This is a genomic window from Streptomyces sp. ME19-01-6, assembly GCF_033793745.1.
GTDB lineage: Bacteria > Actinomycetota > Actinomycetes > Streptomycetales > Streptomycetaceae > Streptomyces.
Map to the genome: position 1 here is coordinate 29002 of NZ_JARAXF010000043.1, position 26027 is coordinate 55028.

General features: G+C 73.3%; 27 protein-coding genes. 9 read left to right on the plus strand and 18 right to left on the minus strand.

The window, feature by feature from the left end; all coding sequences use genetic code 11:
* Positions 1-78 precede the first annotated feature (78 nt).
* The 16 genes from PV419_RS47580 to PV419_RS47655 form a co-directional block, all read right to left on the minus strand.
* Positions 79-1653: an alkaline phosphatase D family protein gene (locus PV419_RS47580; RefSeq protein ID WP_319699892.1), complete on the minus strand. Its 1575-nt coding sequence runs from the start codon at positions 1651-1653 to the stop codon at positions 79-81.
* 146 nt (positions 1654-1799) lie between these two features.
* Complete coding sequence (locus PV419_RS47585) at positions 1800-2318, minus strand: GNAT family N-acetyltransferase (protein ID WP_319699894.1); 519 nt, start codon at positions 2316-2318, stop codon at positions 1800-1802.
* A 66-nt stretch (positions 2319-2384) separates the two neighbouring features.
* Positions 2385-2984: a helix-turn-helix domain-containing protein gene (locus tag PV419_RS47590; protein WP_415925526.1), complete on the minus strand. Its 600-nt coding sequence runs from the start codon at positions 2982-2984 to the stop codon at positions 2385-2387.
* Positions 2985-3034: 50 nt separating this feature from the next.
* Positions 3035-7411: a trypsin-like peptidase domain-containing protein gene (locus tag PV419_RS47595; RefSeq protein WP_319699897.1), complete on the minus strand. Its 4377-nt coding sequence runs from the start codon at positions 7409-7411 to the stop codon at positions 3035-3037.
* A gap of 72 nt (positions 7412-7483) precedes the next feature.
* Positions 7484-7831 (minus strand): gas vesicle protein K, encoded by a 348-nt coding sequence (locus PV419_RS47600; RefSeq protein ID WP_319699899.1) that lies wholly within the window; start codon positions 7829-7831, stop codon positions 7484-7486.
* On the minus strand, positions 7809-8000 hold the full coding sequence (locus tag PV419_RS47605; RefSeq protein WP_319699901.1) for a gas vesicle protein: 192 nt from the start codon (positions 7998-8000) through the stop codon (positions 7809-7811). The genes PV419_RS47600 and PV419_RS47605 overlap by 23 nt, the downstream gene beginning before the upstream one ends.
* On the minus strand, positions 7997-8794 hold the full coding sequence (locus PV419_RS47610) for a GvpL/GvpF family gas vesicle protein (protein WP_319699903.1): 798 nt from the start codon (positions 8792-8794) through the stop codon (positions 7997-7999). The genes PV419_RS47605 and PV419_RS47610 overlap by 4 nt, the downstream gene beginning before the upstream one ends.
* Positions 8791-9201 carry a gas vesicle protein gene (locus PV419_RS47615; RefSeq protein ID WP_319699905.1) on the minus strand — a complete coding sequence of 137 codons (411 nt, stop codon included), beginning with the start codon at positions 9199-9201 and terminating at the stop codon, positions 8791-8793. The genes PV419_RS47610 and PV419_RS47615 overlap by 4 nt, the downstream gene beginning before the upstream one ends.
* Positions 9198-9620 (minus strand): gas vesicle protein, encoded by a 423-nt coding sequence (locus tag PV419_RS47620; RefSeq protein ID WP_319699907.1) that lies wholly within the window; start codon positions 9618-9620, stop codon positions 9198-9200. The genes PV419_RS47615 and PV419_RS47620 overlap by 4 nt, the downstream gene beginning before the upstream one ends.
* Positions 9621-9623: 3 nt before the next feature.
* On the minus strand, positions 9624-9875 hold the full coding sequence (locus PV419_RS47625; RefSeq protein ID WP_319699909.1) for a gas vesicle protein GvpG: 252 nt from the start codon (positions 9873-9875) through the stop codon (positions 9624-9626).
* Between the two features lie 2 nt (positions 9876-9877).
* On the minus strand, positions 9878-10669 hold the full coding sequence (locus PV419_RS47630) for a GvpL/GvpF family gas vesicle protein (RefSeq protein ID WP_319699910.1): 792 nt from the start codon (positions 10667-10669) through the stop codon (positions 9878-9880).
* On the minus strand, positions 10669-11133 hold the full coding sequence (gene gvpJ / locus PV419_RS47635) for a gas vesicle protein GvpJ (protein WP_319699911.1): 465 nt from the start codon (positions 11131-11133) through the stop codon (positions 10669-10671). Before gvpJ ends, PV419_RS47630 begins: the two co-directional genes overlap by 1 nt.
* Before the next feature lie 30 nt (positions 11134-11163).
* Positions 11164-12189, minus strand: a complete 1026-nt coding sequence (locus tag PV419_RS47640) for an SRPBCC family protein (RefSeq protein ID WP_319699913.1) — start codon at positions 12187-12189, stop codon at positions 11164-11166.
* A 6-nt stretch (positions 12190-12195) separates the two neighbouring features.
* Positions 12196-12747, minus strand: a complete 552-nt coding sequence (locus PV419_RS47645; RefSeq protein ID WP_319699914.1) for a hypothetical protein — start codon at positions 12745-12747, stop codon at positions 12196-12198.
* 306 nt (positions 12748-13053) lie between these two features.
* Positions 13054-14571: a glycerol kinase GlpK gene (gene glpK / locus PV419_RS47650; protein WP_319699916.1), complete on the minus strand. Its 1518-nt coding sequence runs from the start codon at positions 14569-14571 to the stop codon at positions 13054-13056.
* A gap of 50 nt (positions 14572-14621) precedes the next feature.
* Positions 14622-15452, minus strand: coding sequence for an MIP/aquaporin family protein (locus PV419_RS47655; protein ID WP_319699918.1), 831 nt, complete (start codon positions 15450-15452; stop codon positions 14622-14624).
* 252 nt (positions 15453-15704) lie between these two features.
* Here PV419_RS47655 and PV419_RS47660 point away from each other — a divergent pair, with 252 nt between their 5' ends.
* The 7 genes from PV419_RS47660 to PV419_RS47690 all read left to right on the plus strand — a co-directional run bounded on the left by PV419_RS47660 (position 15705) and on the right by PV419_RS47690 (position 21682).
* The gene (locus PV419_RS47660; RefSeq protein ID WP_319699920.1) at positions 15705-16976 is read left to right on the plus strand and encodes an FAD-binding protein; all 1272 of its coding nucleotides are present in this window, start codon (positions 15705-15707) and stop codon (positions 16974-16976) included.
* 183 nt (positions 16977-17159) lie between these two features.
* Positions 17160-17840, plus strand: a complete 681-nt coding sequence (locus PV419_RS47665) for a CBS domain-containing protein (protein WP_319699922.1) — start codon at positions 17160-17162, stop codon at positions 17838-17840.
* A 17-nt stretch (positions 17841-17857) separates the two neighbouring features.
* A complete protein-coding gene (locus PV419_RS47670) occupies positions 17858-18121 on the plus strand; it encodes an SHOCT domain-containing protein (protein WP_319699924.1) in 264 nt (87 codons plus the stop codon).
* Positions 18122-18140: 19 nt separating this feature from the next.
* The gene (locus PV419_RS47675; RefSeq protein WP_319699926.1) at positions 18141-19067 is read left to right on the plus strand and encodes a universal stress protein; all 927 of its coding nucleotides are present in this window, start codon (positions 18141-18143) and stop codon (positions 19065-19067) included.
* A 107-nt stretch (positions 19068-19174) separates the two neighbouring features.
* On the plus strand, positions 19175-20257 hold the full coding sequence (locus PV419_RS47680; protein WP_319699928.1) for an alcohol dehydrogenase catalytic domain-containing protein: 1083 nt from the start codon (positions 19175-19177) through the stop codon (positions 20255-20257).
* Positions 20258-20263: 6 nt separating this feature from the next.
* Entirely contained in the window at positions 20264-20938 is a 675-nt protein-coding gene (locus PV419_RS47685; RefSeq protein ID WP_319699929.1) for a helix-turn-helix domain-containing protein, read from the plus strand.
* A 75-nt stretch (positions 20939-21013) separates the two neighbouring features.
* Complete coding sequence (locus PV419_RS47690; RefSeq protein ID WP_319699930.1) at positions 21014-21682, plus strand: CBS domain-containing protein; 669 nt, start codon at positions 21014-21016, stop codon at positions 21680-21682.
* Between the two features lie 34 nt (positions 21683-21716).
* Here the strand turns inward: PV419_RS47690 and PV419_RS47695 are convergent, their stop codons facing one another.
* A complete protein-coding gene (locus tag PV419_RS47695) occupies positions 21717-22298 on the minus strand; it encodes a hypothetical protein (protein ID WP_319699931.1) in 582 nt (193 codons plus the stop codon).
* 249 nt (positions 22299-22547) lie between these two features.
* Between PV419_RS47695 and PV419_RS47700 the strand changes: the two genes are divergently transcribed.
* Complete coding sequence (locus PV419_RS47700) at positions 22548-23309, plus strand: response regulator (RefSeq protein WP_415925527.1); 762 nt, start codon at positions 22548-22550, stop codon at positions 23307-23309.
* A 72-nt stretch (positions 23310-23381) separates the two neighbouring features.
* Positions 23382-24377 carry a hypothetical protein gene (locus PV419_RS47705; RefSeq protein WP_319699934.1) on the plus strand — a complete coding sequence of 332 codons (996 nt, stop codon included), beginning with the start codon at positions 23382-23384 and terminating at the stop codon, positions 24375-24377.
* Here PV419_RS47705 and PV419_RS47710 read toward each other — a convergent pair.
* The gene (locus tag PV419_RS47710) at positions 24277-25989 is read right to left on the minus strand and encodes a GAF domain-containing protein (RefSeq protein WP_319699936.1); all 1713 of its coding nucleotides are present in this window, start codon (positions 25987-25989) and stop codon (positions 24277-24279) included. The genes PV419_RS47705 and PV419_RS47710 overlap by 101 nt on opposite strands.
* Positions 25990-26027 lie beyond the last annotated feature (38 nt).

The window sequence follows — 26027 nt, forward strand, 5'->3', positions numbered from 1 at the left end:
CGCAACGGCTGACCTTCCGTAGTGCGCAGGGCCGCAGGACCCCGGTGACGGGGGCGGTGGCGGTGGCTTGACCAGCGGCTAGACCTGCTCGACTCCGGGGCGTCCGTTCTCCACCCGCAGCCGCGCCAGGGTCCGCGTGGCCGACTGGGGCCGGGTGACGGTGTCCACGATCCGCACCTGGGCGTCGATGCCGCCGCGGTCGATGTCGAAGAGGTGGTATCCCCGATGGGCGTCGAGGACCTTCCAGTGCGGGTTGTCGGGCACCAAGGGGTCGAACTCGGCGTGGAAGGCGGCCTGGTCCTGGTCCCCGTTCGAAGAGATCGACGTGCCCACGAACTCGGCCCCCACCACCGGGGACGCGGGGTCGGCGAAGTCCCGCTTGAGGTCGCTGATCATCGTCAGGTGGCGGTCCCCGGAGAGCACCACCGGGTTGCGGACCTCGGCGAACTCGGCCATCAGGGCGTCGCGTTCCACCTGGTAGCCGTCCCAGGCGTCGTAGAACCAGAGCTTGCCCGGGCCCGCGAGCCGGTCGGTCTCGGCCATCATGATCTGTGACCCGATCAGGTTCCAGCGGGCGGGCGAGCGGCGCAGCCCGTCCAGCATCCACTGCTTCTGCTCGGCGCCGAGCATCGTCAGCAGCGGGCTCTGCGCGCCCTCCTGCGTGGTGGCCTGGTCGCTGCGGTACTGCCGGGTGTCCAGCACCTGGAGCCGGGCCAGGCGGCCGAAGTCGAGGCTGCGGTACATCTTGATGTGCGGGCCGTTCGGCACCGCGGTGGCCCGCACCGGCATGTGCTCGTAGAACGCCTGGTAGGCGGCGGTCAGCCGGGCGACGAACGCGTCGTGCGACTGCTTGTCCGGGTCCTGCGGGATCTCGCCCGCCCAGTCGTTGTCCACCTCGTGGTCGTCGAAGGTGACGATCCAGGGCGCCTGGGCGTGCATCCGAGTGAGGTCGGGGTCGGTGTGGTATTGCGCGTAGCGGTTGCGGTACTCGACGAGCGAGTACGGCTCGCCCTTGCCCTCGTGACGGCGTACGGCGGTGGCGGAGGGGGTGCTCTCGTAGATGTAGTCGCCGACGAACAGCACCGCGTCCGGGTCCTGTTCGGCCATGTCGGCGTAGGGCGTGAAGTAGCCGTGCTGCCAGTTCTGACAGGAGGCCAGGGCCAGGCGCAGTGGGGTGACGGCGTGCGGTGAGGGAGCGGTGCGGGTGCGGCCGGCCGGGGATATCTGGTCCGCGGCGCGGAAGCGGTACCAGTACTCGCGGTGCGGCCGCAGACCGCGTACGTCCACGTGGACGCTGTGGCCGAGGGCGGGTACGGCCTGCGCGGTGCCCTGCCTGACGATGCGCCGGAAGCGCGGGTCCTCGGCCACCTGCCAGGCGACGTCGACGGCCTGGTCGGGCATGCCACCGCCGTTCAGCGGGTCGGGGGCGAGGCGGGTCCACAGCACCACCCCGTCGGGCAGCGGGTCGCCCGAGGCCACGCCGAGGGTGAAGACTCCGCTGGGGAGCGCGGGGTCCGCGGCGCGCGCGGTGCCCGCGAGGGCCAACTGGCCCACGGCTGCCGCGCCGACGGCCGCGGCGCCGGCGGCGAGGAATCGGCGTCTGCCGGAAGGGCGTCTGTCGGATGGCTGTGCTTCGGTGGCCTGTCCAGGCATGGCGGTCCCTCTCGTCGGTCGAACGATGGATCATTGTGACCGGGCGAGACGTTTTCAGGCAGACCTGGGGCGGCCCTTGAACGAGGGCCGTCCTGATGATGACGCGTGCATGGCCAATAAGCGTTCAGTTGGGCACAACGGGACTGTCAGGCCAGCTGTTTGTAGTAGAAGCTGCAGTCCTGGAGGGTGCCCGCCGGATCGGCAGCGTAGCCGGGGACGATGCCGTAACGGGTCCAACCGGCGGCGCCGTAGAGGCGGTCCGCGACGCTGCCGGTCTCCGTGTCCAGCATCAGGAGAGTGACCCCGGCCTCGGCGGCGGCCTGTTCCGCGGTGGTGAGGAGCGCGCGGCCCAGGCCCTGGCCACGGGACTCGCGGTGCACGATGAGCTTGAGGACCTCGGCACGGTGGCGGCCGTTGGGCTTGCGCTCCAGGGCCAGGCTGACGGTGCCAAAGATGCCGTCGGGGCCATGGGCGGCCCAGACCACGAGGCTGCCGTCGGCCACGGCGGGCTGCCGGGCGCGCCACCAGTTAACCGCCGCGCTCTGGTCGAAGGTGGCGAGGAAGCCGAGGGAGAAGCCGCCGCGCACGGCGTCGACCAGGAGGTCGGCCAGGCTTTTTGCGCTGTCGTGGAACGCGTCGGCGGACAGGCGGGTGATGGTGTGCACTGCGGGCTTCCTTCTCTCGGTGCCGGGCAGGGGCGGACGGGGGATCCGGGCGGCCGGGACGCACCCTCACGGGGGGACGACCACCACGGCGTAGCGCACCGGGTCGGGCCCCGGACAGCGGAACCGCGACCGGTCCCACAGCCGGAAGCGCAGGCAGTCCCCCGCCCGCAGCTCGTGCGCCACGCCGCCCACGGTGACGTCGAGGACCCCTTCCAGCACCCAGATGTGCTGCTCCAGGCCCGGCACCGGCGGGGCGTCGTACGAGATGTCCGCGCCGGGCCGCAGGATTCCCTCGACGAGCTCGCCGCGCAGCCCGGGGTGGGGCGGGGAGACCGAACGCCGGGTGAAGCCCGACTTCTCGTCCCGCCAGACCGGCTGCCGGTCGGCCCGGACCAGTCGCGGCGGCTCCTCCTCCACCTCGGCCAGCAGCCGGGACATGGTCCGCTCGTACGCCGCGCACAGCCGGCCCAGCAGCGCCGCGGTCGGGCTGATCTCCGCCCGCTCCAGCCGGGACAGCGTGGAGCGGCTGACGCCCGTGCGCCGCGCCAGCTCGTCCAGGGACCAGCCGCGCTCCACACGCAGCTCGGCGAGCCGGCCCGCGAGCCGGGCCTCCAGGGGCCCGGGGCCGGGCGACGGCTCCTCTTCAACCGATCTCACCGCTCCCATAATCGGGAATGTATCCCAGATATGAGAGAGACACCAAGGCCGGAGGGTCCTCAGGCGCCGTCGGCCGGGTCCGGTCGGCGGAGCAGCGCCTCCATGAGGGGAGGAACCCGGCTGTCGGTGCGCTCGGCCGTGCCGAGCCATCGCAGGGCGTGCGCGGCGCAGTCGTCGTACTGTCCGGGCGTCAGATCGGGCCGGCCGAGAAGGCCCGCCAGGAAGTTCCCCGCGAAGGTGTGCGTGGCGTGGAGGCCGAGCCAGTCGAGCGCCATCGGGACGACGTCACCACGGGCCGTGGCGAGGTGGCCGTTGTTCAGCAGCTGCTCCAGGATCAGGCCGGCGAACGTGGTGGTCGGGTTGGCCCTCAGCCACTCCAGCGCCAGGTCGGCGGCCCGCCCCTTCCGCTCGGCGTCCAGATCGGCCCGGGACAGCAGGACGCGCAGCGACTGCCCCCATTTGCTCCAGGCCGGGCTGTCGGCCAGGTGCTCCAGGGCGCGGTCGGCGAGCGCCGCCACCTGGTCGGGGCGGATGTCTTGGCGCCGCAGGACGGACGGCAGCAGTTCCCGGACGCCGCGCCGTGAAACCATCAGCGCGAGCGCCTGGTCGGCGATGCGGGCGCCGAGGTCGCAGGGCACCTCGCCCAGCCGGCACAGCTGCCGGACCCGCTGCGAGCCGAGCTCCGCGGGGTGGTCGGCGAGCCGCCGCAGGGCGAGTTCCGCGGCGCGGCCGCGCTGCTCCCGGTCGAGCCCCGGCTGCCCCAGCAGCGGCCACACCACCAACCCGGCCTGCCTGCCGGCGTGGTGCAGCTCCAGCCAGCGGAAGGCATGGCGGACGGCGCGGTCCGCCCACTCGGGGTCGGGGCCGGTGTCGGGGGCGGGGTGCGCGTCGAGGTGCCCGAGCAGCCGCCCGAGGACATACACCGCGTGGTCGGCCGTGCCATGGGCCCGCAGCCAGGCGAGGGCGAAGGTGATGGCCCGGTCGTGGCCCGGATGTCTGTCGTGTCCCAGATGTCTGAGGACGGCGCCGAGCACGAACCGCGCCTCCACATCGGTGTGGCGGGGCTCCAGCCAGGACAGGGCGGAGCCGACGGCGGCGGCCATGCAGTCGTCGGACAGGTCGTCGCGCGCGAGCAGGCGGCGGAACACGAACGACGCGGCGTCGCGGGCGCCGTGGCCGTCCAGCCAGGCGAGCGCGTACCCGGTGGCGGCGCCGACGGCCCCCTGCCGCCCCTCGAGCGCGGGATGGTCGAGCACCGGGTCGAGGACGTAGCAGGCCTCCAGGGTGGTGTGGTGGGCCCGGAGCCAGCCGAGCGCCGCGGCACAGGCGTCCGGACCGTGCGGGCCGGGCAGCGCGAGCAGCCCGGGCAACACCGAGCGGGCGGCCTCGGCCCGGTGGTGGGCCGCGAGCCAGGCGAGGGTCCGCTCGACAGCGGGGCGGGTCAGCGCCGAAGGCAGGGCCGGGTGATCGAGGAGGGGCCGCAGCACATAGGCGGCGTCTTCCCGCGTGCCGTGGTGTTCCAGCCACATCACGGCGGCGGCCGTCGCCTCGGCCGTCCAGATCTGCTCCGGGTCGTCCCGGGAGAGCAGCGGTCGGAGCACGAACGACGCGTCGGCGCTGGTGCCGTGGGCCACCAGCCAGCGCGCCGCATGGCCCACCGCGCGCTCGACGTCCCCGGCCGCGAGATGGGGGTGGGCGAGCACATGGCCGACGACGAAGCTGGCCTCCCGGGAGGTGTCCTGGACCTTCAACCAGGCCAGTGCGTGTCTGATCGTGTCGGCGTGCCACGACGCGTCGGCTTCCGGACGGGTGAGCAGGGGCCGCAGGAGGAACGAGGCGTCGGGCTTGCCCTTGTGGGAGGTGAGCCACAGATGGCCGAGTCGGACGGCGCGGTCGAGCCGGGCGCGGGGCAGGTCGGTGCGGTACAGCACCGTCCGCAGCAGGTGGACCGTCGCCGCCACGGGAAGGTATCGGCGGATTCCGGTCAGTCCGAGGTCCAGGACACGCCCCATGACGTCGGCCGGAAGGTCGTCCCGGTCGAGCAGGGCCACGAAGACCGGCCGGTTGCGCGGGCCCACGCCGTGGATCGCGAGCCACTCGACCGCCTCGTGGAGGGCGGCGGCCCGCTGCTCGTCCGGCAGGCCGGACGCCCGGGCCAGTGCTTCGACGACGCCGCGGGCCTCGGCCTGGTCGCGGTGGTGCCGCAGCCAGTCCAGGGCAGCGGTGGCGAGGCGCTCGGGGACGGCGTCGGAGGTGTTTCTGAGGGCGTTGGCGAACAGGCTCCGGACCAGGGGCGGGGACTCCTGCCCGGCCGCGCGCAGCCAGGGCTCCACGAGCCGGTCCCACGCGGCCACGGCACCGGACTGCCAGGGCGCCCCGGCGAGCAGGGTCAGCAGGGTCGTACCGCCCGTCTCCCGCTCCCCCGGGCCGCTCAGCCGCTCGCCGAGGGCGAGGGACTGGGAGGCGAGCCAGTCCTCGCACACCATCCGGACGTCGGTCTGCGCCTCCGCGCCCAGGTCGGCGGCCCATCGGCGGACATGGCTCGCCGTGAGCCGCAGGGTGCGGGTGCTGACGAGGGCGGCGGAGAACAGTTCCCGGGCCGTATCGCCCTGGAACCACGGCCCGTCCGGGAAGCACGCCTTGTGCAGGAACTCGTCGGCCACGGTGTCGTGTACGACGTCGAGTTCGCCGTCGGAGGACAGCAGCCACCCCAGACGGACCAGACCGCCGACCACGCCCTCGGCTCCGGTCGCCGGCTTCGGGCCCTCGTGGTGGTCGAGGAAGTACCTGACGGCCTCCTGGACCGCCGCCCGGTCCTGCGCGCACGCCGCCGCCGCGACGGCCGCGGCGAGCAGCGCGGTCCTGGGCTCTCCCGGCCCGGCCCGACCGGGCCCGCCGGCGTCGCGCAGGTCGGGGAAGTCCTCGTCGGTGCGCTGCCGCGCCCAGAACGACAGGTCGTCGCTGCCCACCGTGGACAAGTCCCGCAGCGTCGCGCCGTCGCGCGCGCCGGACTCGATGGCCTGGGCCCGCATCAGGGCGACGGCCGGGCGGCGCCCGCCACACAGCGCGGCGACCGCCACCTGGCCGAACTCGGCCACCGCGCTCGGCGCGACGCTGGCCAGGATCCGGTCGGTGACCGCCCTTTGGTAGTCGTCGTCCTGGCACAGGTCCTGCCACTCGAAGAGACGGCGCCGGTCCTGCCGCTCGACGATGCCGCGCCTGCCGGGACGTACGGAGGCGATGCACGCCACCCGAGTGCCCGGCGACTCACGCTCCTCCAACTCGTCGACGACGTGGGTCAGGTTCAGCTCCGCGTAGGTGTCCAGGTAGTCGAAGACCAGCAGCACGTTCTGCCGGGGCGGCATGCTCACCGCCGCGACCAGGTCCGCGGCCGTGACCCGGGCGTCCGCCGCGATGTGCAGCACCCGCCAGCCGTCCGTCCGGTCGGCCAGGGCCGCCACCTCGAAACAGGTGCGGGTCTTGCCGGCGCCGGCCGGGCCGATCAGGATCACCCCGCGCGCGGACTCCGGCGACGGCGCCGTGAGCCGGGCCCACAGGTTGACCGGGTCGGCCGGATGCCGCCCCTCCCGCGGGTGGACGAAGGGGAGCCGGTCCTCCGTCAGGTACTTCTTCTTGTTCGCGCCACGCGCCAGCTCCTGCGCATGGGTGCGTATGCCCCGCGCGGGCCGCCGCGCGTCCTCGTCCCGCGCGGGCCGCGGCGGGCCGGAGTGCGGCACCACGTCCGGCAGGTCGGTGAGGCGCAGGCGGTGGCCGAGCAGTGACTCCAGCCGGTCGAGTTCGCCCCCCTTGAGCTCCTTCTCCAGCACCTCCGCCCACCGGCCCACGTGGCTCGCGGCCAGCCGCCCCGCGCCCTCGAAGGTGTGGTGTTCCGCGACCACGCCGACGAGTCGGCCACCGCTGAACACCGCCGCGCCGGACATGCCCTCCCAGGGCGATCGCCCGGGGCCGACGCTCGCCGGCGGGACGTCGACTTTCAGCTCGAGCGTTCCTTCACGGCGGTTGGAGAACGCCGGGCAGGTGGCGAACACATGCGCCACATCGCGGTAGCGGGCTTCGCCGTCACGGAGCTTGTGCAGCGGAAATCCCGCGGCGCTGCACCGCACCTCCGCGTCGTGCTCGCCGACCCGGCCCAGCGGCGTGGCGGACACCTCCTCCGGGCCGGCCCCGGCGAGGGTGAGGACGGCGACATGAATCCCGTCGTGCCGCCACGCCACGGACGCCTCGAACGTGCGCTCCTCGGGCCGGTCGGCGTCGAACCGCACAGCCACCGTGAGCGCGTCGTCGACGACGTGGGCCGCGGTCAGCACCGTGCCCGTCGCGATCAGATAGCCCGATCCCCGGCGCCCCGGTCCGTCCCGCGGCGTGACGATGACCTCGGCGACCCGCCCGGCCTCGACCTCGGCTCCCCCTGCCATGCGGAGCATGGTAATCACCCCGGCGGCGGGCGGGCCAAATCCCGCGCCCGGGCGGCGAGTTCCCGTCGGAGGCTAGTCGCGGGGAAGCAGCGGGCCCAGCGGGCCGAGGTCGATGTTCAGGTCGTCCTGGGTCAGGCCGAAGTGCTCACGCAGCTCGTCCATGTTCTCCTCCAGGGCCATCAGGGTCAGCCCCAGTTCCTCGATCTGCTCGTCGCTGAGGCCGCCCTGGTCGACCCGGCGCAGCGCTTGACGTTCCATCAGCTGGCGCAGCAGCTCCACGATGGTCAGCACCAGGCCGGCCAGGCTGCGCCGGGTCGACTCGGGGTCCACGGTGATGCGCCGCGGGGGGTCGCCGGGGCGGCGTTCGTCGTGGAACCGGTGATCGGGGTGGCGCTCGTCAGGAGTGCGGTCGGTGGTCATCTTCGACTTCCACTCGTACGGAAGCGATCAGTGCCCGAAGGGAGATGCGCACAAGATCGATGTCGGCGATGCACAGGGTGATCTCTCCGCTGATCACGACCCCTCCCGCCAGCACCCGGTCGAGCAGGTCCACCAGGGCCACCTCACGCCGTTCGATCGCTCCTGTCACGGCTCCTCCGCTTCCGGTCGCGGCAGGGCCGTGAACGAGTACGGCGGCCACGGGCCGCTGAGCTCCAGGCCGACCTCGGGGAAGCGCTCCCCGAGCGCGGTCACGGCGGCGGCGAACTCGTCGGTGCGGTCATCCGGCACCAGATAGGAGTTGTTGAGGACCATCCACCCCTCGTAGGCGGCGAGCGCCGCGTCCTGCGGGGGGTGTTCGGCGGTCGCGACCGCCAGTCCGGCCAGGGTCGCGTGGACCTCCTCCGCCCGCTCGGTGGCGCGCAGATGGGCCGTCTCCTGCTCCTGCCGCTGGGCGCGGCGACGCGCGAGGTAGGCGGCGCCGGGCCGCCCGCCGCCCTCGGCCGCGTCCTCGGCGGGGTCCGGGAGGAAGGCCCGCGGATCGACATAGGCCTTCACGCCCCACTCGGTCCGCCCGGCCACCCGCCGCAGCGCGGCCGCGAAGTCCGCCCGCCGTTCCTCCAGCATGGCGCGGACCCGGTCGTCGTCGCGGTAGAGGGTCGCGAAGCGCAGGGGGACGACATGGCGCCGGCCGGCGGCGACGTCGATGACCTGGTGGTGGGCCCGGGCCGCCCGCTCCAGCCAGCGCAGGTCCTCCAGGTGCTCGCGCAGCGCCCGCTCGTCGAAGTCGCTCAGCGGTACCGAACCGACCACGGCCGCGAGTCCCCCGCCCTCGACCAGGCGCACCGGCTCGTCCGCCACGCCGGTGAGGTCCGCGGGCACACCGGCGGCGGCCACGTCGCCGGACGTCACCGCGTAGAGCCAGGTGGCCTCGGCCCCGGTCACCGTTCCTCCTCCCCGTCCTGCCCTTCTTCACCTCGCTCTTCCCCTCGCTTCGCTATCGGCCGCCGCGTGCCGCCGCCGCTCTCCAGCTCCCCGATCCGCCGCCGCAGTCGTTCGTTCTCCTCCAGGACGTCCCGGGCGCCGGAGGAGAGCGAGGGGTCGTGCTCCCACCAGTCGATGCCCATCTCACGGGCCCGGTCGACGGAGGCCACCAGCAGCCGGATCTTGATCGTGAGCAGCTCGATGTCCAGCAGGTTGATCCGGATGTCCCCCGCGATGACGATCCCCTTGTCGAGCACGCGCTCGAGGATGTCGGCCAGGTTGGCGGATTCGCGGCGGGCCGGCTCGCGGGAGGTGCCCCCGCGCCGGCTCGGCACGAGCCCGCCTGCCTGGCCGAAGTCCTCGCTCATCCGCCCTCCCCCGCCCCGCCGCGGGAGTAGCGCTTGCCACGGCGGTAGGAGACGAGAGCGCCGTCGTCGTCCACCGTGATGCTGTAGAGCGCGAGGACGTCCGCGGTGTCCGGGACCCGGTGGGTCTCCACCACCTCGACCCCGACGGTCCAGCCCTCCTCCCCGCGCTCCAGCGAGACCACGCCCTCGGGCTCCTCCCCGGTCAGCTCCCACACCTGCCGCGCGGCCCTCACTGCGGCCCCGCGCGCGTCCATGGGCCGCCGCCGGGGGCGTACCCGCCCGCGGTCCTCACGACGCTCCCGATCGCGACGGTCCTCGCGATCCTCATAGCGGTCCCGCTCGTCGTCACGGCCGTCCCGTTCGTCGTCACGGCGGTCGTCACGGCGGTCGTCGCGGTCGTCCCGTTCCGCACGGGGCACGACTCATACCTCCAGGCCCCCGGCCGACTGCGCGCCCTGCATCAGCCGGCCGACCAGCTCGCGCTCCAGCTCCGCCGCCTCCTCGTCGGACAGCTCGCCCGCCTCGCGGGCGTCCGCGACCTCCTCCAGGCGCTGATGGATCACCGTGGGGTCGTACAACTCCCGCAGCGCCTCCTGACGCAGCTGCTCGGCGATCCACGTCACGCCGCGCACCGGCGCCAGCGGGAGGGTCAGCAGACCCGTGAACAGGCCCATGGCTACCCGCCCTCCTCGCCCCGGCGCAGCGCGTCGGCCACGAAGTCGTACGGGGCCTGCGGCCCGAGCAGCCGCAGTCGGACCCGGCCGTGCCACTGCCGGGCCAGCTCCTCAGCGGCCTTCTCGAACGCCTCGCGCTTCTGGTCCTCGATCAGGAAGGCGGCGTTCACCACCCCTTCCGAGGACGCCGGCTCGGAGGTCGCCACCGCGAGGGCGAACGGCGCCAGCCGGTGCTCGATCTCCCGGGCGTCCGCCTCCCGCTTGGTGGCGATGGCCTCCACGACCAGCTGTCCCAGCTGGATGCGCTGGTCGTAGCCGGCGGCCTCCGGCAGCCCTTCCAGCTCCTCGCGCAGCCGTCTGGCCTCGACGTGTTCCTCCAGGACCTCGTGCAGCACCTCGTCCTGGACATAGCGGGCCCTGAGCGTGAACTGCGCGCTGCCGCGCAGCCGGTCGAGGGCCCAGGCGAAGTCGTCGCGGCCCTCGGTCAGCAGCTCGTCGGTCACCGCCTGCGGATCCCGCACCACCGTGCCGAACCGGAACGGCAGCACGGGCCGGCCCGAGGCGGCCAGCGTGTCCAGCACCTGGGCGTGGACGCTGAGGTCGTCGGGGCTGCCGAGCGGCTTGTCCGTGGGCACCTCACTCACCACCGCGGCCAGCCCGCGGTGCCTGACGAAGGTGACCGGGGACTCCTGGTGGCCGACCGCGGGCAGGTCCTTGACCGTCAGGTCGCTGTGCTCGCCCTTCTCGTCGGGGACCACCCCGTACACGTAGCAGGCATGTCCGTCCTCGGCCATCACCGCTCGCGCTCCCTGTCACTCGTCCGGCTCCTGCGGCGCGGCCGGTCCTCGGCATCCCGCCGGCGCGCCTCTTCCCGCTCGTCGTCCCTGTCCTCGTCGTCCTCGTCCTCCGCGGGCTGGAGGAGGTCGCTGACCTTCTCCTTGACGCCCTCCAGCGCGCCCTTGGTCTTCTGGCGTGCGCCGCCCTCGCGCATCTCGTCCATCAGACCCGGCAGGCCGCGGGTCTCGGTCCCGCTGCGGGCGATGTCGAGCCGGCGCGTCGCCTCGGCGAACTTCAGATACGTGTCGACGCTGGCGACGACGACGCGGGCATCCACCGTCAGCAGCTCGATGCCGACCAGCGACACCCGGACGTAGACGTCGATGACCAGTCCCTTGTCCAGGATCACGCCGACCACGTCGGCGAGACCGCTGGACGAGGGCCGGTCCAGATAATGGCCCTGCTGGCTTGCTACGGTCACCACGCTCACCCGTTCCGGGGCGGGGGTCCGTCAGCGGCGCGAGCGCCGCTGGGGCTCCTCGTCCTCGTCCTCCTCCTCGTATTGGCCTTCCTCGTCCGCCTCTTCGTCGTACGCGTCCTCACCGCCCCGGGTGGCGCGCTCCTCGTCGTCGTACGCGTCCTCGTCCTCTTCGTCGTACTCGCCCCTGGGCTCCTCGTCCTCACGCTCTTCGTCCTCGGACTTCTCGTCCTCGGCCTTCTCGCCCTCGGCCTTCTCGCCCTTGCCCTCGGCCTCCTCTGGGGGGACGACCTCGCCGTCGTGGATCTCGCCGCGCCAACCCTGGACCTCGTCGGGGTGCAGCAGCACCTCGGACATGACATGGCGGCGGAAGTGCTTCAGCTCCAGGCGCGCGCGCCGGCCCGGGGCCCGCCAGAGGTTGCCGGTGTGCTCGAAGAAGCCCTGCGGGTGGTACTGCAGGACGACGAGGATCCGGGTGAGGTGGGGGGCCATCTCATGGAAGGTGACCGCGCCGTCCACGTGGCCCTTCTGGCCCCGGGACCGCCAGACGATGTGCTCGTCCGGCACCTGGTCCACGATCTCGGCGTGCCACTCGCGGTGCGAGAGGAAGATCTGTGCCTTCCAGTCGACCTCTTCGTCGCTCGTCTGATCGACGTTCTCCACCTTCTTCGTGAAGCTGGGGAAGTCCTCGAACTGCGTCCACTGGTTGTAGGCGACCGAGACGGGGACACCCACGTCGATCTGCTCGACGATGTTGGTGACCTTGAGCTTCTTGCCCTTGCCGCCACCTCCGCCGCCGCCGAGGCCCGGGATGACGTCCTTGGCCTTCTCCTTCGCCTTCTCCGCGATCTGCTTCGCGCCCATCTTGAGCAGCGGCTTCACCGGTGCCTTGAGCTTGATGCCGGCACCGTCCCCGAGATTGCCGACCGTGTGCAGGGCGCGCTCCCCCAGCGCGAAGAGCAGGTCCTGCGCCTCCTTCTTCAGACGCTCGGTGGGCAGTTCCTTGGTCAGCGTGCCGAGCCCGCCCTCGCGCCGGTCGCCGTCTGATCGCTCAGCCATGGCTCCTCACCCTCGGCCTCGCCGCTCGGATCCTTCGGCGCCGGCCTTCTTCCCGGGCCGCTCCGGACGGTCGGCCGTCCTCTTGTGCCTGGTCTCCCGTTCACCGCCGCGGGAGCGCTCCTCGCGCCCGGATTCCCGCTCGCCCCCGCGCTCCTCGCCCCGCGCCTTCGAGCCCCCGGCCCCCTTGGCCTCCTTGCTCTCCTCGGCCCCCTTGCTCTCCTTGCTCTCCTCGCGGCCCTCGTCTCCCTTGTGGCCGTCGGAGCCGGAGCGCAGGGCCGTGGCCCGCTGCTCCAGCCGGTCGCTCAGCGCGTCGATACGGTGGCTGGCCGCCGACATGGCCGCCGATCGCCCGGCCGCCATCAACTGGTCGCGCACATCGTGGCTCAGCTTGCCGAGCTCGGAGGACATCAGCCGCTCGGGGCCCACCGCCCCCCGGCTCATCACGAGCCGCCTGCCGGCGGTCAGCCCCGCGAGGGCGAGCGCCGACCGCATCCTGTGGCCGCGCCCGAAGAGATAGCCGCTGGTGAAGGCGAGGGCCACCTGGCCGTTGTTCGTCATCCGCTCTTACCTCCCCTGTCGGGTGAGCACGCTATGTGGACATATCACCCAGTATGGTGCATTTCGCTCGCCAGCCGCCGACTGCGCTTGGCGTGCTCTTCGGGCCCGCCCGGTGTCGGCGGGCACCTGGCAGCCGACGGGGCCATGGACACCCATGGAATCCGGATACGGAGGGGATCGGCGCGGGCCGTCGGTCAGCGCCGTGGCCCCGGGTGCGATATCGCTTCACCGCCGGATACTTCCAGGTAACCCCCGTCCGGCAGGAGAGGCAAACGCTGGGCCACCAGGGGCCGTCGCCTTGCGACGCTATTGAACCTTCACCCAGTCAAGCGTGCGCTCGACGGCCCGCTTCCAGCCCGCGTAGCCCTCGTCCCGTCGCTCCCGGCGCCACCGGGGCTCCCATCGCTTGGACTCCTGCCAGTGGGAGCGCAGTTCGTCGGTGTCGCGCCAGAACCCGGTGGCCAGGCCCGCGGCGTAGGCGGCGCCGAGCGCGGTGGTCTCGGCGATCCGGGGGCGGCTGACCGGGACGCCGAGGACATCGGCCTGGATCTGCATGCACAGGTCGTTCGCGGTGACGCCGCCGTCCACCTTGAGCACATCGAGGTGGACGCCGGAGTCCTGGTCCATGGCCTCCACCACGTCCCGGCTCTGGTAGCAGATGGCCTCCAGCGTGGCCCGTGCCAGGTGGCCGCCGCTGTGAAAGCGGGAGAGGCCGACGATCGCGCCGCGCGCGTCGGAGCGCCAGTGCGGGGCGAACAGCCCGGAGAAGGCCGGGACGAAGTAGATCCCTCCGCTGTCCTCGACCGTGAGCGCCAGCCGCTCGCTCTCGGCCGCGTCACCAATGATCTTCAGTTGGTCGCGCAGCCACTGCACGGCCGAGCCGGTCACCGCGATGGAGCCCTCCAGGGCGTAGACGGTGGGGCTGTCGCCGAACCGGTACGCCACGGTGGTGAGCAGCCCGCTGCGTGAGCGGACGAGTTCGGTACCCGTGTTGAGCAGCAGGAAGTTGCCGGTGCCGTAGGTGTTCTTCGCCTCGCCCGGCGCGAAGCAGACCTGGCCGACGGTGGCCGCCTGCTGGTCGCCGAGCACACCGGTGACGGGGATGGCGGTGCGCAGCGGGCGGGTGGTGCGGGTCCGGCCGAACGCCTCGGGGTGGGCGGAGGGGTTGATCGTCGGCAGCATCGCCCGCGGCACGCCGAAGATTTCCAGCAGCTCGTCGTCCCAGTCCAGGGTCTCCAGGTTCATCAGCATGGTGCGGCTGGCGTTGGTCACATCGGTGGCGTGGACACCGCTCCCCGGGCCGCCGGTGAGGTTCCACAGCACCCAGCTGTCGGTGTTCCCGAAGAGGGCGTGGCCGCGCTCGGCGGCCTCGCGGACGCCGTCGACGTTCTCCAGGATCCACTGGATCTTCGCGCCGGAGAAGTAGGTGGCCGGCGGCAGGCCGGCCTTGCGGCGGATGACCTCGCCGCGGCCGTCGCGTTCGAGGGCGGCGGCGATGGTGTCGGTGCGGGTGTCCTGCCAGACGATGGCGTTGTAGTACGGCATCCCGTTGCGCGGATCCCAGACGACGGTGGTCTCCCGCTGGTTGGTGATACCGATCGCGGCCAGGTCGGAGGGCGCCAGTCCGCTGGCCCGGATCGCGTTCTGCATGACCGAGTTGGTGCGCTCCCAGATCTCCACCGGGTCGTGCTCGACCCAGCCGGAGCGCGGCAGCATCTGGCGGTGTTCGAGCTGGTACTTCGCCACTTCGCCGCCGTCGTGGTCGAAGATCATGAAACGGGTGCTGGTGGTTCCCTGGTCCACCGCACCGACGAATTCCGGCATCCTGCCCACCTCTCGTGGCTCGGGGTCCCGCTCGGGGTCCCGCTCGGGTCTCAGGTCTCGGCGGACGGGGTCTGTCCCACCTCCTGCGGCCCGGGCCCGGGCACCGGGAGGAAGGGGCTGACCAGGAACCGGTAGAGGGCCGCGCCGACCAGGCCGCCGACGAGCGGGCCGACGACGGGCACCCAGAAGTAGACGTTTCCGTACTGGTCCCGCCAGGCGCTGTGATAGCCGGTGATGAAGCTGGCGAGGCGGGGGCCGAAGTCACGGGCCGGGTTGATGGCGTACCCCGCGTCGGTCCCCCACGCCATGCCGATGGCGACCACGATGAGGCCGATGACGACGGCGGCGAGGTTGGCGCCCGGGGGTGTGTTCAGCAGGTCGGTGACCGCGAAGACGAGCAGCATCAGGATCGCGGTGCCGATGACCTGGTCGCGCAGCGCGCCCCACTCGCTCACCGGAAGCACGCCGTTGCCGGGGAGGGTGGAGAAGACGAACTGGGTCTTGAGGGTGTGGCCCGGATCGGCCTTGGCCAGCACCTCGGTGTAGTTCCAGCGCACCAGCAGGGCCGCGACGAACGCCCCGGCGGTCTGCGCGATCGCGTACGGCAGGACCTTGCTCCACGGGAAGCCCTTGAAGGCCGCCAGGGAGACGGTGACGGCGGGGTTGAGGTGGCCGCCGCTGAGCCGGGCCGCGACGTACACCCCGAAGGTGACGCCGAGCCCCCAGGCCCAGGCGATGCTGTCGTGGTCGCCGAGCCCGCCGACGACGACCTGGGCCACCACGCCGCAGCCGAAGAGGATGAGGACCATGGTGCCGACGAACTCCGCGGACAGCTCGCCGAGCAGCCCCGTCCTGTGGACGACCGGTTTCTGCTCGCTCATGGGGCCACCCGTCCCGTCTCCGGCGCTTTGACGACCATCGTGGACGCGCCGGGTCCCGGCGGCTTGCGCAACTGGGCCGGTCGGGGCAACCCGCAGGCGCGGGGGGCTGTACGGGGAGGCGGGCGGCCCTGTACTACGGTCGTGGCCACCCCGCCGGGCGACCTCCTTGACCAGCACTCTTCGGCCGGCACGCTTTACCAGGAACGCTTTACCCAGAACCGAGCACTTCCCAGGACAGGATCAGGAACGCGGATGCCGACAACCGGAGCCCCCACGAACTGGGCCGGCAACATCACCTTCGGCGCGGCGCGGGTGCACCACCCGGCCTCGGTCGCCGAGCTGCGACGGATCGTCGGCTCCGCCGAGCGCGTTCGCGCGCTCGGCACCGGCCACTCCTTCAATCGCATAGCCGACACCAGCGGCGATCTGATCCGCCTCGACCGGCTGCCGCACCGGGTCGAGATCGACCCCGGCGGCTCGCGGGTGACCGTCGCCGCGGGCATGCGGTACGCGCAGGTCGCCGAGGCCCTGCAGGCGGCCGGGTACGCGCTGGCCAACCTCGCCTCGCTGCCCCACATCACGGTCGCGGGGGCCTGCGCGACCGGCACCCACGGCTCCGGCGACGCACAGCGGAGCCTCGCGGCGTCGGTGGCGGGGCTGGAGATCGTCGGCCCGGAGGGGGACCTGACGCGGCTGAGCCGGGAGACGGACGCGGACCGGCTGGCCGGGGCGGTGGTCTCGCTGGGCGGGCTGGGCATCGTCACCGGCGTCACCTTGGACATCGAGCCGACCTACGACGTGGCCCAGTGGGTCTACGACGGGCTGCCCCTGGACCGGCTCGCCGACCGGTTCGACGAGGTGTCCGGCGCCGCGTACAGCGTGAGCGTGTTCACCGACTGGCACTCCGGGTCCGGGGTGGTGTGGCTCAAGTGCCGCGCCGACCGGCCCGGTCCGCCCCGGCCGGGACAGCCCTGGCTGGGCGCCCGCCCGGCCGACGGCCCGCGCCACCCCGTGCCCGGTATGCCGCCCTCGCACTGCACCCGGCAGGCGGGCGCACCCGGGCCGTGGCACGAGCGGCTGCCGCACTTCCGGCCGGACTTCACGCCCAGCAGCGGCGAGGAGCTGCAGTCGGAGCTCCTCCTCCCTCGCGGCGCGGCACCCGAGGCCTTCGCGGCGCTGCGCCGGCTGGGCGGCCGGATCGCGCCGGCGCTGCTGGTGTCCGAGGTCCGCACGATCGCCGCCGACGACCTGTGGCTGAGCCCGGCGTACGGCCGTGACAGCGTCGCCCTCCACTTCACCTGGGTGCAGGACCGCGCCGCGGTGCTGGAGGTCGTCGCCGCGATCGAGGAGCAGCTGCTGCCGCTGGGGGCGCGGCCCCACTGGGGCAAGCTGACCGCGGCCGCGCCCGGGGACGTGGTGGCGGGCTATGAACGGGCCGCGGACTTCGGGCGGTTGCTGCGCGAGTACGACCCGGCGGGGAAGTTCCGCAACCCGTACCTGGACCGTCTGTTCCCGGCGGGGTGAAGGCCCGGGGGCGCCCCAACCACCGCTGGGAGGTGCCCCCGCCCAGCGGTGGCTGGGGGAGAACCGAGCCCCCCAAAAAAGCGGGGCTGGGGCCGAACGTCCCTTATGGGGCCCCGGGCAGCCCATGCGGCCCGGGGTCCCGCCGCGGGAGGCTGGTCGTACAGGGCGGAGAAGGAGCCCACGATGAAGCACCGCAAGATCGGCAATGTGATGACCGACGACGTCGTCCGGGTCGGCTCCGGAACCTCGTCCCACGAGGTCATGGAGCTGCTCGCGCGGCATCGCATCGGCGGGCTGCCCGTGGTGGACGAGGACGAGAAGGTCCTCGGGGTGGTCTCGGGGACCGATCTGCGGACCGGGTCCGACGCCCCCACCGCCGGGCAGCTGATGTCGCGGCCCGCGATCACCGTGCGCCCGCAGGACAGCGTGGTCGACGCGGCGCGGACCATGGCGCGGCACGGCGTGGAGCGGCTGCCGGTGATCGACGAGGAGGACCGGCTGGTCGGCATCGTCACCCGGCGCGACCTGCTGACGGTCTTCCTCCGCCCGGACCAGGAGATCCGCGCCGAGGTGATCGACGAGGTGCTGATCCGCTCCCTGTGGCTGCTGCCCCACGTGGTCGACGTCACGGTGACCGACGGGGTGGTGCGGCTGGAGGGGCAGCTGGAGCGGCACAGCGAGGTCCCCATCGCGGTGCGGATGGCCGGCCAGGTGGACGGGGTGGTGGCCGTCGTCGACCGCCTCACCTACCGCGTCGACGACGCGGCGCTGCCCGGCGGCGCGCCATGGGCGGGCCAGGGGGCGGGCCAGGAGCCGGGGTGCGACGGGAGGCCGGGGGAAGGTGAGCGGGCCGGGCTCGGGTGAGGTGAAGGAGATCCGGCATGTACTGGTGGTACGACCACACGACGAGCGGCTGGGGTTCCACCCTGCTGGCCTTCATCGCGCTCGCGCTGTGGGCCCTGGTGGCCCTGGTGGCGGTGGCGCTGTTCCGGCACCTGGAGCACGGCCTGCGCGTCCCCTGGTCCCCGGCCGAACGGGTGCTCTCCGAGCGGTTCGCCCGCGGCGAGATCGACGAGGACGAGTACCGGAGGCGGCTGGCCGTTCTGCGGGGGCGGACACCGCCGCCCCCGGCCGGGCCCGGGTGAGAAAGGGAGGTCGTCGCCCATGACGCGTTCGGTCACCCCGCCTTCCGGCACCCCGCCGCCGAACGGCCGCATCGTGGTGGGCCTGGACGGCTCCGACAGCGCGTGGGGCGCGCTGGACCGGGCGATCGGCGAGGCCCAGCGCCGCGGGACGACGCTGGAGATCGTGCACGCCTGGCCGTGGGCGCAGACCGACCCGGTCGCCTTCGGCGTGGTGACCGAGGCGCACCAGACCCCGGTGGAGATCGCCCGGGCGGTGCTGCGGCTGGCGGTGGCGCGGGTCGCCGAGCAGGCTCCGGAGCTGCGGGTGGTGCCCACCCTCACGGCGCAGGACGCGGTGCCGGAGCTTTTGCGCATCGGCGGAGACGCGGCGCTGACCGTCATCGGCACCCGCGGTCTGGGGGGCTTCACCGGGCTGCTGCTGGGCTCGGTGGGGCTCCGGCTGGCCGCGCACACCGCGCGTCCGCTGCTGGTGGTGCGGGGCGACATCCCGGCCGCGTACGGGCCCGAGGGCCATGGCAAGGTCCTGGTCGGGGTCGAGACGAGCGCGGACGAGGCCGCGGCGCGGTACGCGTTCGAGGAGGCGGCGCGGCGCGGCGCGCGGCTGCGTGTGCTGTACGCGGGGGCGCACCCGCAGCTGTTCGGGGGCGATCACGCGCTGCCCTCGCGGGAGGACCCGGCGGCGCGGGCCGAGCGGGAGCAGGCGGGTGCGCGCCAGGTGGTCGCGGCACTGGGCGAGGAGTTCGGGCAGGTGCCGGTGCGCGAGCACACGGCCCACGGCGCCCCGGCGCCCGCCCTGGTGGAGGCCTCGCGCGCGGCGGATGTCGTGGTCCTCCCGGTCCACCGCCGTACGGCCCGGCTGGGCATGCAGCTCGGCCCGGTCACCCACGCGGTGCTGCACCACTCCCACTGCCCGGTGGTGCTCGTCCCGGTCGACCAGCGGGAGTGAGATCGACCGGCGCGGGAGAGCTCATGCACGGTGTGTGCTCAGCGGAGATAATTGGGTATATCAATATTTACGAGATTTTTTGGGGACATATCCGAGGGGAAGCGGTCATGAAAGCGCTCGTCTTCCACGGACCCGGGAGCACCTCCTGGGAGGACGTTCCCGACCCCGGCCTCCAGGAGCCCGCCGACGCGATCGTCCGTGTCGACACGACCACCATCTGCGGCACCGATCTGCACATTCTGAACGGCGATGTGCCGGGCGTCCGGCCCGGTACGGTCCTCGGCCACGAGGCCGTCGGCGAGGTCGTCGAGACCGGCGACGACGTGCGCACCGTACGCCCCGGGGACCGGGTGCTGGTCTCCTGTGTCTCGCCGTGCGGCCGCTGCCGGTTCTGCCGGGAGCAGGCATACGGTCAGTGCCACGGCGGCGGGGGCTGGGTTCTGGGGCGGCTGATCGACGGCACCCAGGCCGAGTACGTTCGCGTGCCCTTCGCCGACCTGTCCTTGCATCCGCTGGCCGGTGCGGCCGACACCCTCGAGGCCGTGCTGCTGGCCGATGTCTTCCCCACCGCCTACGAGGTGGGGGTGGTGAACGCGGGGGTGCGGCCCGGGGACACGGTCGCGGTCGTCGGCACCGGGCCCGTCGGGCTCGCCGCGATCGCCACCGCGGAGCTCTTCTCCCCCGGCCGGATCATCGCCGTCGACCTGCTGCCCGCCCGGCTGGAGGCGGCCAAGCGGCTGGGCGCCGACGCGGTGGTGCAGACCACGGAGGGGCCCGAGCCCCTGGTCGACGACCTCACCGGAGGCCTCGGCGCCGATGTGGTCATCGAGGCGGTGGGCACCCCCGAGAGCTTCGAGGCGTGCACGCGGATGGCGCGGCCCGGCGGGCGGATCGCCAACATCGGCGTGCACGGCCGGCCCGTGACGCTGCATCTGGAGGACCTGTGGATGCGCAATCTGACGATCACCACCGGTCTCGTCGACACCCGCACCACGCCGACGCTGCTGTCCATGCTGGCCACCGGGCGGCTGCCCGCGGCGGCGTCGCTCATCACCCACACCTTCGAGCTCGACCAGATGGAGGAGGCGTACGACGTCTTCTCGCAGGCGGCCGACACCGGTGCGCTCAAGATCGCACTCGGGGTGCCCACCAGGCCGCTGGTGCCCAAAGAGACGAGCGGAGAGAAGTGAGCGGCCATGTCCGATTCGGCACGACCCGCTGCGCCCGCCGCCCGGCGGCCCGTCCGCGGCGGAGGTGACATCGGGCGGCGCGTGGCCCTGCGACGCCGGGAACTGGGCCTGAGCCGGGAGGACGTGGCCGCGCGGGCGGGCACGGCGCCGGGCTGTCTGACGTATCTGGAGGAGCGTCCCGCCGCCCCCGGCGCGGGCTTCCTCCTGCGGCTGGCCGCGGCCCTGGACACCACCGCCGCCGAGCTCCAGGGCCGGGGCGCCGGCCCCGGCCGGGAGACCGGCCACCCGGCCCTGGCGGAGCTGGGCCCCGAGGAGTGCCGCGGCCTGCTCGTCACCCGCGGGGTGGGCAGGATCTCGGTGTCCACCTCGTGGGGGCCCGCCATCGTCCCGGTCGACTACCGCGTCGTCGACGACGCGGTGGTCTTCCGCACCGCCCCCGACGCCTCCCCGGCCGCCGCCGCGGGTTCACAGGTCGCGTTCGAGGTGGACCACATCGACGAGACGCTCAGCGGGGGCTGGAGCGTGCTCGTCGTGGGGCGGGCCCGGCAGATCACCGAGCCGGAGGCGGTACGGCGCCTGGCCGGCCGGGAGTACCACAGGCCCTGGCCGGGCGGCAGCCGCGACCTGTGGCTGCGCATCGACCCCACCAGCGTCACGGGACGCCGGATCCGCGTGCGCTGAGCGCGGGCGAGGCACCGCGGCGGAGCCCGCCGCTGCCTGCCGCTGCCTGTCACTGAGGCAAGGAAGGAGGTCCCGGTGCACCGGACCTCGCACATCGTGAGTGATGTGATGACTCATACCGTCGTCGCCGTCGGCCGCGAGGCCCCGTTCAAGGAGATCGTGAAGACGCTGGAGCAGTGGAAAGTGAGCGCCCTGCCGGTCCTGGAGGGCGAGGGGCGGGTGATCGGCGTGGTCTCGGAGGCCGATCTGCTGCCCAAGGAGGAGTTCCGGGACAGCGACCCGACCCGGCTCAGCCAGTTGCGCGACCTCCCCGACATCGTGAAGGCGGGCGCGGTGACCGCCGAGGAGCTGATGACCTCACCCGCCATCACCGTGCACGCGAACGCGACCTTGGCCGAGACCGCCCGGATCATGACCCACAAGCGCGTCAAGCGGCTTCCCGTGGTCGATGACGAGGGCCGGCTGGAAGGCATCGTCAGCCGTGCCGATCTGCTCAAGGTGTTTCTGCGCCCGGACGAGGACATCGAGGAGGAAGTACGGCGCGAGGTCGTGTCGTACCTCTTCCCGGCCTCGGCGGACCAGCCGGTGCGGGTGAGCGTGCGGGAGGGCGTGGTCACCCTCACCGGCCAGGTCAGGGACGCCGCCCTGATCCCGGCGGCGGCGCGGCTGATCCGCTCGGTCGAGGGCGTGGTGGATTTCGACAACCGGCTGACCGCCGCCCACCACGTCACCGGGCCGTCGTGACCCGCAAGGCTTGGGCCGTCGTGACGGCGGCGGCTCAGCCGCCGCGGCTGCTCCAGCGCGGCTCGACCTCGGCCCATGCGCGCTCCCACTGCGCGGCCCGGCAGCGGTCCAGCCGCCACCGTACGACGCGCCGGCCGGCCAGGGTCACCAGGCATACGCCGGTGGCCGCCGTGACGCCGGTCAGCGCCGCCCGGCTCTCGGCCTCCTGCTGGGTGAGCGGCTCGCGGACCACTCGGCCCCGCCGGTCGATCCACACCACCGTCGCCGTGCCGGCCGCGCTTCCCTCGCGTACCCGTGCGGTGCCGGTGTGGGCCGTGCCGTCGGGCGCCTTCCAGCGCACGGTGGCGGGGACGCGGTCGGCCCTGGTGCCGTCGGCGCCGGGCGCCGCCACGGGGGCGTCCTCCAGCAGCCGCGCCGGGACGCGGTGCCGCTCGGCGCGCTGCGCCAGCAGGGGTCGCTCCACGGCCGCGGAGGTGGCCACACCGGCCGCCGTGCCGCCGACCGTCATCACCAGGCCGGCCACCAGCGCGACCCAGGCCTCCACGACGTCCGAGCGCCGTTTGAGCGGGTTGCGCCGCCACCGCCAGAAGAGCCGCCCCCGCGCCTTGGCACTCATCGCCGCACCCCCTGTCGCGTGCAGTCGCGTGCTGCTCGGCGGAAACCCGCGCGGCAGCGCGAGGGCTCCCTGTGACGACCCTCCCACGCTTGGGCCGGATGGGCGAGGGCCGGGCAGACCCGGCGGCGGGGACCATCGGTCCCGCCGCCCGAACCCGGGGCCCGTTCGGCCCTGGCGCGGCCCGCCGGGAGCGCGCCAGGATCGGTCCCAGAGGGCCGGGCCACGACAATCCTGTTGCGGAAGGCCGCCATGACCGACTCACCACACCACCTCCCGCCGACTCCGAGCAGTCCGAGCAGTCCGAGCAGTCCCATCAGCCCGAGCGGTCCCATCAGGGTGTTCTTGCTGGACGACCACGAGGTCGTACGGCGCGGGCTGCACGACCTCCTTGACGCCGAGCCGGACATCGAGGTGGTCGGCGACGCGGGGACCGTGGCCCAGGCGCTCACCCGGGGGCCCGCGCTGCGGCCCGATGTCGCGATCCTGGACGTGCGGCTGCCGGACGGGAACGGGGTCACCGTCTGCCGCGAACTGCGCTCCGCCATGCCCCGGCTCGCCTGTCTGATGCTGACCTCGTTCGACGACGACGATGCGCTGCTGGACGCGATCATGGCCGGGGCCGCGGGATACGTCCTCAAGCAGATCAAGGGCTCGGACCTGGTCTCCGCCGTACGCACGGTCGCGTCCGGCCAGTCGATGCTCGACCCGGCCACCACCGCCCGGCTGATGAGCACCCTGCGCGGGGACAGCACCGAGCCGCAGCCGCAGGACGAGACGCTGGCCGGGCTGTCCACCCGGGAGCGGGAGATCCTGACCCTGATCGGCGAGGGAATGACGAACCGGCAGATCGGCAAGCGGCTCTACCTGTCCGAGAAGACGGTGAAGAACCACATCTCCCGCCTGCTGGCCAAGCTCGGCGTCGAACGCCGCGTCCAGGCGGCCGTGATCGCCACCCACGCGGACCCGCGGCACCCCGACGGCCCCTCCGCCCACCCGGACTCCGCCCGCTGACACCGGGCCCGCCCGGTCCCCCCTCAGGGACCATTGGCCCCTGCCCGCGCCCGCCCCTGCCCAGCAGGCTGAGTGACCAGGAACCCCTGCGCGTCCGCCGAGGAGATCACCATGCGCCCCTCAGCACTCGACGCGGCGACACTGGAGAAGCTGGTCTCAGCCGCTGTGGCCGCCCCGTCGATGCACAACACCCGGCCCTGGTACTACCGACTCGACCCCGACACCGTCACGGTCGAAGTGCGCGCCGACGCCGAGCGCGTCCCGCGCCGGGCCGACCCCGGGGGGCGGGCCCTGAGCATCTCCGCCGGAGCGGCCGTGTTCAACCTGCGCGTCGCCATGGCCCACTTCGGCTGGCGGCCCGTGGTCCGGCTGACGCCACGGCCCTCGGAGCCGGACCTGCTGGCCACCCTGCGTCCCGACGGCGGTGACCCGGGCCACCTGGACGCTCTGTACGAGGTGCTCTGGCGGCGGCAGAACAGCCACTTCCCGTTCGCCGGCGAACGGCTGCCGCACCGGGTGCGCGCCGAGCTGACCGAGGCCGCGCACGCGGACGGCGCGGCCCTGTGCTTCGCCCGCCCCGAGGAGATCTCACAGCTGTTGCGCATCACGGAGGAGGCCGAGCGGCGCAACGCCCGCGACCACGACCTCTCTGGTCCGCAGGGCGACGGGCGGGCCAGAGACCTCGAGCGGCGGCCGACCGTCGCCGTGCTGACCACACGCCACGACCGGCGCACCGACTGGCTGCGGGCCGGCCAGGCGCTGCAGCACGTCCTGCTGGTGGCCACCGCGCTCACGGCGCGGGCCACGCTGCTGCACCAGGCCCTGGAGTGGCCCGATCTGCGCTGGGCGCTCAGCGACAACCGCCGCGCCCCGGACCATGTACAAATGCTGATCCGGCTAGGATACGGCCGGTCCGCCCCGGACGCGGTCACCGGCCCGGCCGCGGTCACCGCCCCGGACGCGGCCCTCAGTCCTGCCGCAGCGGAACGCTCCACACCAGGCGCGTACCGCCGCCCGGCGGCACCTCCAGCACCAGGTCACCGCCACGCTTTCCGGCACGCTCGGTGAGGTTCCGCAGCCCGCTGCGCCGCCCGCCCTCCGCAATGCCCACCCCGTCGTCGACGACCGTGAGGGTCAGCCGACCGGACCCGACGACCAGGGAGATCTCCGCGCCGCCGGCCCGCGCGTGGCGGGCGATGTTGGACAGCGCCTCGGCCAGGACCGCGACCACGTCGTCCGCGACCGGGTACGGCACATCGGTGTCGACCAGCCCCTCCGTACGCAGCGAGGGCGTGAACCCCAGCGCGGGCACGGCCTCCTCCACCGTCCTCGCCGTACGCACCCGCAGCCCCTGGGCGGCCGGGCCCGCCTCATGCGACCGCAGGCCGAAGATCGTCGACCGGATGATCTTGATGGTGTCGTCCAGGTCGTCCACCACCCGCAACAGGCGCTCGGAGCCCTCCGGGTGGTGGACGAAACGCAGGGTGGACTGCAGCGACATCCCCGCGGCGAACAGCCGCTGGATGGCCAGGTCGTGCAGATCGCGGGCGATCCGGTCGCGGTCCTCCAGCAGCGCCAGCTGCTCGGCGTCGCGCCGCCGCTCGGCCAGCCTCATGGCGATCGCCGCCTGACCGGCGAAGCCGAGCAGCATGTCCGTCTCCACCGGAGTGAAGGGCGCGCTGCCCGCCGCGCGGGCCAGCGACAGCACCCCCTGGACCCCCTCGCTGGTCCGCATCGGCACCGCCACCGCCGGACCGAGGCCCTTCCACCGCATGGGGCCGACCGTGATCCGTGGATCGTTTTCGACGTCGACGCTGGTGACGGCCTCGGACGCGAGGAAGGCCGCGCCGGCGAACGAGCCCTGGCAGGGCAGCACAAGACCGCGGTGCGCCTCGGCGTCGATGCCGTCCGCGAGCGCCACCTGGAGGTTCGCGGTCCCCTCGACCGGCAGCGCGAGCACCCCCAGGTCCGCCACGACGAGGCGCCGGGCGTGCCCGACGATCAGCCCGAGAACGCGGGTCTCGTCCACACCGGACAGCAGCCCCTGAGTGACCTCCGCGTTCGCCTCCAGCCAGCGCTGGCGGTGTCGGGCCTCCTCGTACAGCCGGGCGTTCTCGATGGCCACGCCGGCCGCCACGGCGAGGGTGGACAGCACCGTCTCGTCCTCGCCGTCGAACTCCTTACCGCTCCGCTTCTCCGTCAGGTAGAGGTTGCCGAAGACCTCGTCCCGCACCCGGATGGGCACCCCCAGGAACGAGTGCATGGGCGGATGCCCCGCCGGAAAGCCGTAGGAGGCCGGGTGCTCGGACAGCTCGGCCAGCCGCAGCGGCTCGGGGTGGCGGATGAGCTCGCCCAGGATGCCGTGGCCGGACGGCAGCGTCCCGATCGCCGCGGTCTGCTCCTCGTCGACGCCCACGGTCAGAAACTCCGCCAGCCGCCGGTCCTCGCCGATCACGCCCAGGGCGCCGTACTCGGCGTCCACCAGGATCACGGCCGCCTCGACGATCCGCCGCAGCACCTGCGGCAGATCCAGCTCCCGGCCGACCGAGAGCACGGCCTCCAACAGGCTGTGCACCCTGTCCTGCGTCCCCCGCACCGCGTCGATACGCGTCTGCAGCTCGTCCAGCAGCTCGTCGAGCCGCAGCCGAGGCAGATTCCTGGAGCTCCTCGCGCTACCCATGCCCACGGCGCCTCCCACTTCCTTACGGTAGCCGCGCA

Coding starts and splice junctions, on each gene's coding strand:
- PV419_RS47580 (WP_319699892.1), bottom strand. CDS start 1,653: ATGCCTGGACAGGCCACCGAAGCACAGCCATCCGACAGACGCCCTTCC.
- PV419_RS47590 (WP_415925526.1), bottom strand. CDS start 2,984: ATGGGAGCGGTGAGATCGGTTGAAGAGGAGCCGTCGCCCGGCCCCGGG.
- PV419_RS47595 (WP_319699897.1), bottom strand. CDS start 7,411: ATGGCAGGGGGAGCCGAGGTCGAGGCCGGGCGGGTCGCCGAGGTCATC.
- PV419_RS47600 (WP_319699899.1), bottom strand. CDS start 7,831: ATGACCACCGACCGCACTCCTGACGAGCGCCACCCCGATCACCGGTTC.
- PV419_RS47615 (WP_319699905.1), bottom strand. CDS start 9,201: ATGAGCGAGGACTTCGGCCAGGCAGGCGGGCTCGTGCCGAGCCGGCGC.
- PV419_RS47625 (WP_319699909.1), bottom strand. CDS start 9,875: ATGGGCCTGTTCACGGGTCTGCTGACCCTCCCGCTGGCGCCGGTGCGC.
- PV419_RS47630 (WP_319699910.1), bottom strand. CDS start 10,669: ATGGCCGAGGACGGACATGCCTGCTACGTGTACGGGGTGGTCCCCGAC.
- PV419_RS47640 (WP_319699913.1), bottom strand. CDS start 12,189: ATGGCTGAGCGATCAGACGGCGACCGGCGCGAGGGCGGGCTCGGCACG.
- PV419_RS47645 (WP_319699914.1), bottom strand. CDS start 12,747: ATGACGAACAACGGCCAGGTGGCCCTCGCCTTCACCAGCGGCTATCTC.
- glpK (WP_319699916.1), bottom strand. CDS start 14,571: ATGCCGGAATTCGTCGGTGCGGTGGACCAGGGAACCACCAGCACCCGT.
- PV419_RS47655 (WP_319699918.1), bottom strand. CDS start 15,452: ATGAGCGAGCAGAAACCGGTCGTCCACAGGACGGGGCTGCTCGGCGAG.
- PV419_RS47660 (WP_319699920.1), top strand. CDS start 15,705: ATGCCGACAACCGGAGCCCCCACGAACTGGGCCGGCAACATCACCTTC.
- PV419_RS47665 (WP_319699922.1), top strand. CDS start 17,160: ATGAAGCACCGCAAGATCGGCAATGTGATGACCGACGACGTCGTCCGG.
- PV419_RS47670 (WP_319699924.1), top strand. CDS start 17,858: ATGTACTGGTGGTACGACCACACGACGAGCGGCTGGGGTTCCACCCTG.
- PV419_RS47675 (WP_319699926.1), top strand. CDS start 18,141: ATGACGCGTTCGGTCACCCCGCCTTCCGGCACCCCGCCGCCGAACGGC.
- PV419_RS47680 (WP_319699928.1), top strand. CDS start 19,175: ATGAAAGCGCTCGTCTTCCACGGACCCGGGAGCACCTCCTGGGAGGAC.
- PV419_RS47685 (WP_319699929.1), top strand. CDS start 20,264: ATGTCCGATTCGGCACGACCCGCTGCGCCCGCCGCCCGGCGGCCCGTC.
- PV419_RS47695 (WP_319699931.1), bottom strand. CDS start 22,298: ATGAGTGCCAAGGCGCGGGGGCGGCTCTTCTGGCGGTGGCGGCGCAAC.
- PV419_RS47700 (WP_415925527.1), top strand. CDS start 22,548: ATGACCGACTCACCACACCACCTCCCGCCGACTCCGAGCAGTCCGAGC.
- PV419_RS47710 (WP_319699936.1), bottom strand. CDS start 25,989: ATGGGTAGCGCGAGGAGCTCCAGGAATCTGCCTCGGCTGCGGCTCGAC.